At 41.2% G+C, this 13,814-nt stretch carries 5 protein-coding genes; 1 reads left to right on the top strand and 4 read right to left on the bottom strand.

Annotation, left to right across the window (positions count from 1 at the left end):
• Positions 1-192: 192 nt before the first annotated feature.
• From P9L93_03130 to P9L93_03115, 4 genes are all read right to left on the bottom strand, one after another.
• Positions 193-1,290, bottom strand: a complete 1,098-nt coding sequence (locus P9L93_03130; GenBank protein MDP8230076.1) for a site-specific integrase — start codon at positions 1,288-1,290, stop codon at positions 193-195.
• Positions 1,287-1,460: an excisionase gene (locus P9L93_03125; protein MDP8230075.1), complete on the bottom strand. Its 174-nt coding sequence runs from the start codon at positions 1,458-1,460 to the stop codon at positions 1,287-1,289. Before P9L93_03125 ends, P9L93_03130 begins: the two co-directional genes overlap by 4 nt.
• 67 nt (positions 1,461-1,527) lie before the next feature.
• Positions 1,528-1,704, bottom strand: a complete 177-nt coding sequence (locus tag P9L93_03120) for a helix-turn-helix transcriptional regulator (GenBank protein MDP8230074.1) — start codon at positions 1,702-1,704, stop codon at positions 1,528-1,530.
• An 81-nt stretch (positions 1,705-1,785) separates the two neighbouring features.
• Positions 1,786-13,590 (bottom strand): AAA family ATPase, encoded by an 11,805-nt coding sequence (locus tag P9L93_03115; protein MDP8230073.1) that lies wholly within the window; start codon positions 13,588-13,590, stop codon positions 1,786-1,788.
• Here P9L93_03115 and P9L93_03110 point away from each other — a divergent pair.
• A partial coding sequence (locus P9L93_03110; GenBank protein ID MDP8230072.1) for a hypothetical protein occupies positions 13,580-13,814 on the top strand: 235 nt, incomplete at its 3' end. The two genes, P9L93_03115 and P9L93_03110, sit on opposite strands and share 11 nt — an antisense overlap.

The raw sequence follows: 13,814 nt of genomic DNA, 5'->3' as shown, positions 1-13,814 counted from the left end.
CATTTTTTTATAGATTTTGGGCATAATTTGGGCACCAAGGGGTGATAAAAAGTTAGGCGAGTTTATAACTATCTGAAATAAAATAGGTTGGAAAAACTAAAAACTACTGGCGGAGAGGGAGGGATTCGAACCCATTTGTATTCAAAATCGCCTTTCCACCACATTTCGCACCACATAAATTCACATTCATCATCATACCCTAGTAACCTCAAGCACTTTTGACTGCCCTTCTTCTGTACTGTGAGTATAGTACTTTACAATTACCTTTATATCCTTAAGCCCTGATATAGCCATTACATCTACTATAGGAACATTGGCCTTGCCGCATTCTGTTAGGAATCTATGCCTGAAATAATGAGGTGTTATTTCCTGGCCTATGACTTCTCTGCTTACCTTCTTAAGGTATCTTCTTACCTTGCTAGGCGAGCATTTTCTAGCATACGCATTAAGGAATAGATAAGGCTTATTGTGTTTCAGGCTTATCTTATATGCCTCAGCTATGATCCTTTCTAAAACCTGGTCAAGCTTTCTAAGCGGACTATTTTGTCTTGTCTTTGTAGTCTCAGCTCTTATATTAAGTCTTACAGGATTAAGGGCCTTCCATTCTACGTCTTTCCGCTCTATGAGTGTGGTTTCATTGATCCTTCTTCCTGTTCTACTAATAAAATACAACGGATAGTAATAATCCGGTCTCTCCTGCTTTATAGCCTGGAATAACTCTTTGATCTTGCTATTAGGAATATTTGTATATTCCTTTTTATTGCTATGTGGCTTTTTAATGTCTTTTAGACTTTCTACTAATTCCTTACTGCAATAACCGAGACCATATAGACGCCTCATTATAGCTTTAACAAAAATAAGCTCTGCCCTCCATCCCTTAGGCCTATCAAGATCATTGACATAGTAACTTTTGTATTCTTTGAAAACCAATAAAGCTATCTGATTAAAACTCTGTATCTCTGGAAATTTCGAGTTCAGGAACTCATTAAATAGCCTATTATATGTCTTGGCATAATGTTGTATAGTCTTCTTGGGGAGGTTATCTGCGATAAGATCTGAATGCAGCCTCTCCCATGCGTCACTGAATCCAGCATTAAGCCGCTCTCCATTATTCATAAGCATACTAACATTCTTCTTTTTCTCTACCATGTCCTGTAATTTCCTATTGAATGCCTCGGTTAGAGACGTAGCATCAATGCGATACTGGTACCTTTTGCCAGTTACGACAAAGTTCACCTCGTATCTCTTGCCTTTAATTATCTCTCTTACGCCTGAAATCCTTGTTCTCATCTTGATTTAGCCCACTCCTCTACTTCATGTTTAAATCCGCATAACTTCTTCCCTATCTTATGTAAAGGTATGCCGGTCTCCTGTCTCCATCTCTTCCGCTGAATCGTATTAGCTGTTACATGAAATAATCTCGCAATATCTTCCACAAATAAAATGTCGCCCTGTGTCATTTTATACCTCTCCTTCTAATAATATGACTAATCAAATGATTAGTAGATGGGCAAAAAAATATCAAATTCATATTACTCCTCTTTGTTTAAGGACTTTTCTGTAGATCTTTGAAGCATTCTTCCCTCGCTCCCATCGTGATATTGTAATGCTAGGAATATCCAGCTTCCTTGCTAATTCTTCCTGGGTAAGACTATGCTTTTCCCTGTATTCTTTTATCTTTAGCCTAATCTCTTTATCTGTCATCTTGATTAAAGCTTATCATATGATTAGTCATTTGTCAAGGAGAATTTTAATATTTCTCAACATTGTTTTCTAAAACACCTTTTAATTACAAATTTCCACAAATCTGTTTTTGTGTTGTTCTAATTTTAGCTGCAACTCGGTATCATAATCATAACTGTTTTTTGTGTAATTAGAATCACTAATATCTAATTCTGGACGAGCAACATAATCATAGATTTTGTCCTGTGAAATAATAGACCCTATTACACAATCATCATACTTTATCATTTCTTCTTCGGCATTATTATCATGCGTTCTTCCGCCCTTACCTACTGCAATAGGAAACTGAATCTCATCATCTTTGCCTTTGTTTACAATTATTGTATAATGATTATATTGAAATTCTGGGGCTCTCCCTCTCATCTTAACTATAACTGAATCGATATCTGCCTCATGTAGTCCGGTCATTGAAAAGATAAGTTCCCCTGAGACAAGTATATCATTTATAATCTTCCTGTCTTCTAATTTATCCTGCCTACTAATTATATTTTTCAAAATCCCAATAAAATTCCGGGTTTTAGATTGAGATTCCTGTTGATCGCTATCTACCTCTTCAATAACTCGTCCCTTTGGCCTGACATGCTTGCCGCGTATAACAATATCCACCAGGACCTGCGCCATTGCCACTGGCAAAGCCTGCAGGTCTTCCACGGTAATACCAAGATCATATGCTTCCTTTACATAGTTCATATCCGCGCCTATTCCTATACCTATAGTATCTATGCGTTTTTTATAACCTCTACTCAAGGCATTATCTAATGTATCTCCTATATTGCCGTATCCATCTGTGACAACCACAACTACCTTTGTATCGCTTATTTCATTATCCAGCAATTCAACAGCCTTATCCACTGCTCCGCTATCATTGGTGCCTCCATGCCCCATATAGGAATCAACCTCGCTTATAAGCTCATCCTTATTTTTATATTTAAATTTTTCTCCAAAGGTCTTATGGATGGACGGGGAATCGCTAAATCCAATAACAGCAAAGTCTATCTTTAATCTTGATAGCACCTCCATAAAAACAACAAGGGCTTTAATGGCATCTTCTCTGCAGCTGCCCATAGAACCGCTTTCATCCAGGACCAGGACAAATTTAAAACTCCTCTGAGTAGCCTTGACGCGCCTGAGCCATATGCTCATGTCTCCGGTCTTCTTCATTGTCATAGCCTTCCTCATGTCAGGCCTGGGCCCGGTCTCAAAATGGCCTTTATATCTAAACTTTGTATCCTTATGCAACTCGTTATCCAGCGTGCCAAAAAGCTTTTCTATTATCCTGGCGACAGGTCTATAATATTTGTCATATCTTGTCTTGTGCATCTGAATGGTACTCTTGAGCTGGGTATTCAACTTCACGCGATCCCTGACAGACATCCTGCCTTTAGGCTGTTCTTTTAGGCTATCTTTTAGTTTATCTCTCAATCTTGCTCTTTCTTCAATAGACATAGGCCCCTGTGGTTTGGCCTGTGACGGTTCTGGTTTCTTGTCCTCTTCTGGTTCGACCTTGCCCTTTTCTGGTTCTCCTTCGCTTTCTTCTGGTTTTTCTTTGTCCTCTTCTGGCTTGGCCTCCTTATCTCCTGGTTTACCTTTGTATTCCCCTGGCTGGACTTCTTCTTCCCCAGACTTACCTGTACCTTTCTCTTTATCCTCTTTCTCCTCTGGTTTACCCTCTTCTGGCGCCTCTTCTCCGCTAATCGGGATCTTCGGCCCTATCTCATCTGCAGCCTCTCCTGACGATTGCTCTACATCCTTCTCAGCCTGCTTTTCCGCCTCTTCTTCACCCATACCGCCACCTGAACCAGGCTCACCTTTATCAGCGCCTTCGCCTTCTTCTCCTTTCGTAAGATCGTCTTTTCTTCTATTCTTAGATTCTTTTACTAATTCTTCGTAAACAGGTAGGATCTTGTCCCTTACTACCTGAGCAGATAGATTAGCTGCTTTCTGTTTTTCTTTTGCGCTTGGATGGAAATTAATCAATAACTTCTCTTGAGTCTTTTCTTCTGACAAACTAAATCCCTGCTTACCTCTAACAGTAATTATCTCAAAGTTCTCTTTGTCAACCCTTGTAATCCTGCTTATGTCATCCCGTGTCAATCCAGATGTATCGCCGATCTTTAAATCTATTTTCTGTTTACCGTAAAGCGGTGAATCAATGATAAACCTGTCTTCGATCTCTTCATCTTTAGATATGGCCAAGACCCCTGCATGGATATTATACGCCCTTATTGTATCCTCCCTTGTCTTTTCCAGGGCCTCTAATACCTTTGGATCTCTTATCCCTGGATGCTCTTTACCATAATACCAATGGTGTATTAGCCCAAGTCCGAATTGTATATGCGGCATAACACCGCTTTCATCCAATGTCTTCTCAGGATGCGTGGGATATGAATCCACATACAAGGCGTCGGTAAATTTCTGAGTGCCTCCTGCCTTTGTCCTTGTCCAGATATTGGTGCGCGGATCCTCAACTGCATTTAATAGAAAGCGCCTGCTTTCTTTTTGCATAAAAAATTTATTGATCCAGGAAATATCTCTATGGCCAGCCTCGTGAACAGACGCTCCAGCAACATAATCTCTCTTTTTTGTCAGGAGTTCTTTCTTTGGGAATATAATTCTTGGAGGTTTTCCTGGCGGATAGGCTATCGCCCACCCATCTCCAGGATATATATCAATATCAAAGTCCCTTCCATAGAATCTTGTAATAAGTTCTATGTCTTTTAATCTGCGGTTGAGCTTTTTAAGCTTTCTTCTTTCTGCAGCACTCAAACCAGGGACCTTTCTTTCTCTCTTTTCATTGAAATATTTAACCCCTAGATTCAGTTTTCTTTCTATCTGCCTGTCTTTTTTAAAAATCGAGCTTAAGGATTTGATCATATAATCCAATCCTGCAAGACCAAACATAGTCACTGAATTAAAGGCCTCTTCTCTGGCAAGCGCCAGTTCTCTTTGCCTCTTCTCATACGCCTCGCGCCTCTTGTCTTCTTCTTCAATCTCTTTCTGTATAAAATCCTCTACCTCACGCACTATATCATCAGCAACATGTATAGTAGCTGTTGGTATCTCGCCATCATGTCCTAAATAATGATTAACCAGTTCAAGCTCTTCGTCATGCTTAAAATCTCTTGGCACCCACATCTGGTGGAATTTATTGAGCATAGCAATAGAGAGCTTTGTCCTGCCAGCATAATGCTCAGGATTCATGGCTGTGAACAAGCGGAATCCTTCTTTTGGCACCACTTTTTCATTGTCGTGTTCGGTTAGCACAAGATAACCATCGTCATCAAGAAGTGAATTTAATCTCTCGATTATCTCTGGCTCAGCAAGATTGATCTCATCTATTAGTATCCACCATCCTTTTTTCATTGCCTCGACAAGAAGTCCATCTTTCCACTCGTAACCACCCTCGACCTTTTCGTTTGGCACGTATTGACCTATCAGCTGGGCTGTATCAGTCTGTCCATCTAAATCCAGCGCAACGAAATTACTATTAGTCAGATCAGACAGGTACCTCGGGAGAGATGTCTTGCCGCCTCCAGTAAGGCCTACCATAAGAACTGCCTCTTCTTCTGAGACGCACTTTGCCAGTTTTTTCAAGAACCTGCATGTGGATGGGACTTCGCGAAGCGCTGGGCCGCTTACCCATTTCTCCCTCTCGCTTATATCTTCTCTGGCTAATTTAACCTCTCCAAAATAAGCAAAATCTTGCTCTTGCCTGATCTCCATACTGGCATCTTTATAATCACTGCCAAATTCTCCTTTAAGAATATCCACAAGTTCTTTCTTAAGATTAAGGTGCATAAACTCATCTGATAAGCCATCGCCATACACCTCTTTTGCTTCAATAACCGCTAACCGATCAATATCTGCCTGCGAGTCTCTTTTAATGCCGTTCTGCACTCGATCAAACCAGCGCATAAGATGACGCACTGTAAAACAGATCTTCTCCTCGATTATTCCTTCGGCGTTCTCCCTCATTTTATGATGGACATTTAACGCCTTATCGATAAAACCCTTAGAGGCAAAACTGCTGTATCTCTTTGCTAAGATCTCTTTTAGATCCTTTTCAGGAAGCTCGTCTATCCATTTGACCCTAAATCGATTAAGAAGCGCTGGCGAAAATGCCTTTCTGCCGGCATACTCATCTGGATTCATGGTAGCGAATAATCTGAAGTTTTCGTGTATTTTAAAAATATATTCATCGGTCAATCTCTGCTCTGCTTCTTCTTCTGTTAGGCTGAATTCCTGCCTGTATCTACTCTTCATTACATTATACTTTTCTGCCTGGATCCATTTTTCTCCCTTATGCTCTGTAATTACTATAAAGCCATCGTCATCCAATAATGAATTTATCCTCTCCAGCACTTGAGGCGGAGCGAGATTGATCTCATCCAGGACAAACCAATCTCCTCTTTTCATTGCCTCAATAAGTATACCAGGATGCCATTCAAAGTGCCCTTTTCTGGGCTTGAACCCTCCTATAAAATCTATCTTTTCTGTCTGGCCGCTCAGATTAAACCTTCTGAAGCTGTTCCCTGTGATGTAGGCAAGGTATCTTATAAGCGAAGTCTTTCCTACGCCAGTCTCTCCTTTAAGCAAAAGATTTTCCTTTAAAGATACAGACTCGACTACCTTTTCCAGGTTCTTGAGCGTAGCGTCTGTAAGAATAAGGTCTGCTGTTTCCCTGCTGGGCACATATTCTCTATCCTCGTCTTTGTTTACCTCTAATACAGTATCGAATATCTGTATCTCCTGGCCATCTTTCTGTACCACGGCCTTGTCTGATTTTTTGACCTCTTTTTCAAAAACGTCTTTTATGTGACTCCTGGCATTCCTAAGCTTTATTTTTCTTAACAATTTACGAAATGCCTTTCTGTCTTTTTCAGGATCCAGAGAGATCTCCGCGGGTAAAGATTCTATCCTGTCATAATAGACATAACGAGCGCCTTTTATAAATGCCTTTTCAATGCCCAGCGTATCCTTATATTTATTGATATACATTGCCCAGCTCTTCAGTTCTCGCATGCTGAACTCATAGCCTCCAGGCCCTCCGCCTTCAAACAATTGTTCTTCTTTAAGCCTCTCTACCCTTTCATGGAAAAGGACCATATCTCTGGCTACAGACTCGGCATCCTGAACATTATCAAGAAAATCTGTAACAATATCCCTCTTCTCTTTTATGCTGAGCTTCCCGGATATCCAGGTCTCTGAGAATTTGTTACGCATGGCAAGGGACAATCTATTTCTTCCTGCGTACCTTTCAGGATTCATGGCAGCAAATAATCGGAAATTATGATGGATCCTGTAAATCCCTTGCTTGAACAGCTTCTCTTTTGCCTCTTTCTCTATTTCGCTTTCATCCCTCTCGTCTTTATCAGTCTTTTTCTCCTCAACATAATTAAGGACCTTTTCGTCATAATCTTTGGCAGATATCCATTTCTCGCCCTCATGTTCTGTTATAACCAGGCATCCGTCATCGTCCAGCAACGAATTTATTCTCTCCAGGATCTCAGGCTCAGCAAGGTTTATCTCGTCAAACAGAATCCAGCAACCATTCCTCATGGCCTCAATAAGGTCACCGTCCACCCACCTGAACTTATCCTCTGAATCCTCCTCTGGTACATAATGGCCTATGATCTCTGCTGTATCTGCCTGCGCATCCAAATTTACCCTCATGAAGTTATTACCTGTCATATGAGCAAGGCATCTTGCCAGAGATGTCTTGGCGCTGCCAGTAGGACCTACCATCAGCAGTTTTTCATCCAGCTTTACTGCCTTTGCAAGTTTCTTTAAATGCTTCCTGGTGCTTGGTGTTTGAGTAAGTCTAGCCCATTCATCAGGCACATACTTACCGCCCTCTTTCCATTTATCTAAAACAACCTCTCCAAATCTAACTTTATCCTCACTCTCGCTTATCCTGAAATTCTTATCTTCTAAGCCATTCGGAAACACAGCCTTGACCATGAAATCTCTGAAGCGTTTATACTCGTCTTCGTCTCTGATCCTGTCGCCATATACTTCCAGAAATTCCTGGTATACAAAATTAGTGATCTCCTGCCCTGAAACCCCGTCTCCTCTGTCAAGCATGTCTTCGATCCTGACTTTAACTCTTTTCCCTACTTTCATCAAATCCCTCAGGCTATAGTAATAAGGGTCTCTTTCATCAGCTCCGAAATCCCTTGATATAGAAAGGTTCTTGATACCGGTGTGCAGATAATCAAGGCGATCAATATGATCAAGGCTCAAACCGGGCCTGCCATCGCGAGCACCATAGATCTCGTGAAGTATTGCCTTCTTCTCATTCATATATAAATCATCGATCCATTTGACTCGGAAACGATTCATCAAGGCAGGGGACAAGAGATTTCTACCAGCATATTCAGCAGGATTCATTGTTGCAAAAAGCCTGAATTTTGGATGTATACAAAATACTCTCTGTTCAGTCAGGATCTTTTTGGCTTCTTCCTCAGAACAATTCTCTTTATCCTGAATATCCTTGACCCTTCTATCGTATTCTGGATCCTTGATCCATGTCTCATCATGATGCTCTGTGATCCTCAGCTGCCCATCGTCATCCAGCAGTGAATTTATCCTCTCCAGGACCTGCGATTCAGCAAGGTTTATCTCATCCAGGGCCAACCAGTCTCCCTCTCTCAATGCCTTGATCAAGATGCCTTCAACCCACTGGAAATTCCCATCTTCATCCGGCTTCCAGCCGCCTATAAATTCTGTCTTGTCTGTCCGTCCATTGAGGTTAAACCTGCGGAAGTTATTATTGGTTAAATAAGCGAGGTATCTTACAAGCGAGGTCTTGCCAACGCCTGACTCTCCGACCAGCAGCACGGGATCATCCAGCATGGTTGATATGGCGATCTTCTTTAAATTCCTCACCGTGGAGACTGTCTTTATTAATTCGGCTGTCTTTTTCTCAGGCACATGGGCCCTATTGTTTTCCATATCTACATCTATTTCTATGTCATCAATAAGCACCTTGCCTCTTTCAGTATCAACTTTTATCTTATCCTCTTTTAATGCTGATTCTATATCCTGCATGAATACCTTATGATCTTCCAGCGCAACATTAATATTAGCCCTTCTATCCTGTTCTTCCCTGTATCTTGTAAATAACTCTATAGTCTCCTTGTCGTAAGGCAGTGTTATATTAAAGGTCTCCCTGCCCATATGTTTTTTGGTCTTTGTGCGATAGCTGTGGATCAGTGGATTATACATTGCCTCTCTTGACACTGAAACGCCGGTAAGTATCGCGCTGGATAATACCCAGCCAAATGCTGCGCCAACCGCACTACTATATATACTTAAAACTATTGGATTACTTAACAACTTAAACAAGAATAACATGGAGCTCTCCTGAAAAGCCAGCATAGTAAACATCAGGCCTGTCGCGCTTCCTACCGATGAAACTATTTTTAAGAGGAGTCCGAGTTTAGTTGGCGCTAAATTGCTGCCTGTTTCAAAGGTTATCGGAAGCGTTGAAAATGACACCAAGCCAGGATCTCTTATTAACGCATAGAAATCTTCTGGGTTAAGCGGAATTGTCTTATACCTCTCCGCCAAAATGTTATACTGCTGTGAAAATATTATATTATATCCAAGATAGAATAGCCTCATTGTTATCTGAAACAAAGCCATCGAAGCTAAAGTTGGGACTAAAATAACTAATATAGTTAGAATGACGCCTAAATCTCCACCGGCTAATGCCTGAAGGATCCCTATCGTGCCTAAAAAACTACCGAATATCCCTGAAAGGCTATTTAAGACAGGTGATCTAATAATATTTTTTATACCTAAATAATCTTGCCCTCCGTCATCCTGCACATCAGTGGATCTTTCTACAAGAAGCCTTACTGCTTCTCTCCTTCCGAGCCTATCAGGCCTTGGTACTTTCGGAATACTATCCTTATCAAAAAGCTGTTCCATAACTAATGCAGCGGCTATCCTGACTTCCTGCGAATCACTATTTAAGGATTCTATTAAAATATCACTGAATTTTGCCTTTCCAATACCAAGATGACCTACAACCTCGATGCCAGCCCGCTTGATCTCTGGCTGCGCGCTATCCAATGCCGTCTCCAATAATTCTTCTGCAATTGCTACAGGCAGAAGCGCAAAACCCCTCACTCCATTTGCAAAATCCTCTGTATTAGTAGAGATGAGGTTCCTTCTGATAGCAGGTAATCCATAATCCGCATTGAATCCAAGAGGAAAATCTTTTGTCAGATCATCAAACTTTTCTAAAATCGTTGCCTTTTCCAAATCAGTCTGTGTAGCACCTTCTTCTTCCATCTTCTGCTCCAATAATTCAAGCGCGCCTCTACCCTCCTCTTCAAGGACATCCATCTTATCTATATCAATCGCGTCCCCCGGAAAAACAGTTTGATCTATTGCCTTCAAGATCTTGTCACGGAAATTCTCTTTATCAATTATCCCTTCCAGCCTATCCCGGTATATGTATAGCGCGCCTTCTATCATCGCCCTTGCATTTCCTATCTGCGGAGCCAAACGCCTGATAAAATCTGCCCAATCCCTTAAATCCCTCATGCTGAAATTATAGTCGCCTATATCTCCTCCGCTTATTTTATCCCTTCCTAACTCTCCTGTTTCTATCATGTCTAAAGTCCTGAGATACAGCCTGGCCATCTCAGGGGAAATCGAATCGGCTATACTTTCTTTAACGGCTCCGAGTTGACTAACCATGGTATCTGTAAGATAGAAATTTATGATATCATTTATCTCCTGTTCTGACATCTTTCCGCTGATCCATTTCTCAGAGAATTTATTTTTCATTGCGCGCGAAAGCCTGTTCCTTCCGGCGTATCTATCCGGGTTCATTGCTGCAAATAAACGGAAATTCGGATGCGGCTGAATCCTTTCATTGTTATGCTCTGTAAGTACCAGGTTTCCATCATCATCGAGCAACGAGTTTATCCTTTCCAGGATATCTGGCTCAGCAAGGTTAATCTCATCAAGAAGAATCCACTGACCTTCCCTCATTGCCTTGACCAGGATCCCATCCACCCATTCAAAACCATCCTCCCCTTCTTTGGGAATAAGCTTTCCTATCAATTCAGAGGCATCTGTCTGAACGTCCAGATTTATCCTTACAAATTCATTATTTGTGAGATGCGCCAGGAATTTTATAAGCGATGTCTTTGCTCCGCCTGTCGGACCGACCAACAAGAGTTTTTCATTCATCTGGATTGCGCGTGCCAGCTTAGCAAGATACCTTTTCGTGGTCGGAACGAGCTTTAATATCGCATCTGCGCCAGGGACAAGTTTTCCGCCTTTTTTATTTATCTTTAATATCGCCTCTCCTATAACTATCTCATCCTTACTGGAATCAACCTCAATATCTCTCGCCTCATAGTTATCCTTAAATGTCTTTTTGAGCATCTTGTTGAATATCTTAATATCTTCTCTGTCGCGCAATTCATCGCCATAGACCTCTTGAGACTCAAAATATATCGCCCTTTCTATATCCTTATCTGTCTTAAATTCAGTATGCGCATTCCTATCCTTTAATCTCTCTGCAAGCCGCAATAAGTGTCTTATGGTAAAATAATAAGGTTGTCCCTCTTCCATGCCTAATTTCCCATGCTGGCCGCTTATCTCCTTCAGGTTCTTATGGAAAATCATCAGCTTATCAATAAATGACTCGCTAAATCTATATTTTACGCAGATTATTTTTCTCAGGTCTTCGTCTGTAAGCTCATTGATCCATTTGACCCTGAACTTATTCATAAGCGCCGGCGACATATCCTTACGGCCTTCGTATTCAGCTGGATTCATAGTTGCAAAGAGTCGGAAATTTGGATGAATCCTGTATATGCCCTGTGTCTTTAATTCCTTAATAGCCTTTGCGACAAGTTCTTTCTTTGATACCTTTGTCCCTTTTTCTTCAAGCTCTTTCACAATAAGTGAGACGCGCCTGTCATATTCCTGTGCCTTTATAAATGTCTCTTTGTCGTGTTCGCTTATAGTCAGATAGCCGTCTGGATCAAGTAGATACCTTATCCTCTCAATCACTTCTGGCTCAGCAAGATTGATCTCGTCGAGAAGCAGCCAGTGTCCTTTCTTCATCGCTTCGATGAGAATCCCATCGTCCCATTTAAAACGGATATTCTTATTTGCAATCGCCTGTCCTATATATAGAATGGCTTTTTTACTTCTCTGAGAAAGCGCCTTTTTAACAAATTCCTCGGCCTCATCATAGCTCGCATCATCCCCGGTAATTTTTCTAACTACGTTCCTTAATAAATCCAGATCGCTCTTTCTGTCGCTTGAAAGTGTATCTCTAATAATCGTTTCTGCCTCGCTCAGGCTGACAGTAATCCTTTCAGGCTTAAATCCTCCTATGAATTCGAGTTTATCAGTCTGCCCATTCAGGTTAAAACGCCTGAAATTATTTTTAGAGAGTGCCGCAAGAAATCTTACTAAAGAAGTTTTTCCAACGCCAGTCTCCCCTACAAGTAAAAGAGGGTCTTCCAGGTCTATTGCCTGCGCGATCCTCTCAAGGTCTCTTACTGTATGCGAGATAGGGATCATCTCAGAGGCCTTTTCATCCGGCACATATCTTTTATCTTCTTCTCTATTATTTATCTTTAGCATTGCATCCACAAACTGCAGTTTGGTTCCATTGCGCCTGAAATATTCGGAAATCATCCTGTCTATGCCATTGAGGTTTGCGTCCTGTTCAATGACCTTTTTGAAGTTCCTTTTTATTTCGCCTGACTTCGACCTGAAGATATTCTTGAGCTTCAAGGCATCGCTTGAAACAGTTTTTGCCTCAGTCCTGGCTGCTGCGCGGCCACGGGCTATATCTAAAAGTATCCCTAAATCCTTATGCATAGAGCTATCTGCCTTCTCCAGTATGTCTTCCAGCTTTCTAACAGCCTCTCCTCTATATCCAAGCCTTACCAATGTATCAACCATGGCTTCCACGACTTCCAGGGATATTTCTCTCTGAAGATAATATTCGAGGCTATCCAATATAAGAGGAGCTGCTTCATTGTAGTTCAACTCGCCAAGGGCCCTGAGTCTCGCTATAAAAACTGCATCAGGTTGACCCTGCGTTTCATTAATATTTTTAAATATTTCCTGGCCAATATCTTTATCAATGCCTATGCTGGTCAATTCTTTCACTACTTCATCTGGCAGGCTTGACCATGTTGCTATGGCCTGTGCTGCCTTTGTCTCATCTTCATCCAAAAGCATCTGGCGCATAAGCTCAACTGCCTCTTTTAGTTCCTGTGAATCGCCCTTTATATAATGCGAGAATACTGCCCATGGGTTCTTGCCGAAGAGCGCGCTAAAGGTATCTTCTTTTTCATCATTAAACAACTCTTTTAAATCAACTACTTCTGTATCGATTTTAACAAGCTCATCCAGTTTTAATTTCTTAAGATGGTCCATGAATTTCTTTTTATCCGTTTCTGTCTCCATCCTGTCACGGTATATATAATATGCGCCTTTAACAAATGCCTTTGTGATGCCCATGCCCGCTTTGTATTTATTAAAGAATTCAGTCCATTTCCTGACATCCCTCAAGGTAAATTCATACGGCTCTCTCTTGTCCTCTCCTATTTTCCTGTCTCGAGCATCCTTTACTATCTTTCCGTTAAGCTCTACCATAAGCTCTGCTATCTTGGAATCAACACCGAGATCCTTTGTAACCTTACCGTGACCTTTCCTTAAATCCATACTTCCGGCAAATCCAAAAGTAGATAAGTAAGAAACGGATTGCGCATCTGAATTATTCGGGAATATAAGTGGTAAAATAAGGGCGACGACAAGAAAAATCATTAAAAACTTATGTTCTTTAATGAAACTCATTAAGCCTTTTGAAGCTTTCCTGACATGGCTGAAGATGGACTTTGATGAAGATGTGGATACTGGTGGTGGCTTTGGTCCCTGGGTGGGAGGCTTATTCCTGTTGCGGAGGAATCTTATGATGCCCCAGAGAATGCCTCCTATGAGAGTCAGTGATACGAGGGCTATTATTCCCTTTATGATGTATGGGCTTCCTTTTTTAACGAGTTTTTGGGTCTGTTGTTTCT

Origin of the sequence: Candidatus Gorgyraea atricola (assembly GCA_030765235.1) — a bacterium.
Lineage (GTDB): Bacteria > Omnitrophota > Gorgyraeia > Gorgyraeales > Gorgyraeaceae > Gorgyraea > Gorgyraea atricola.
The sequence above is the reverse complement of the archived record's forward strand: the minus strand, read 5'-3'. Positions and strand labels throughout refer to the sequence as shown.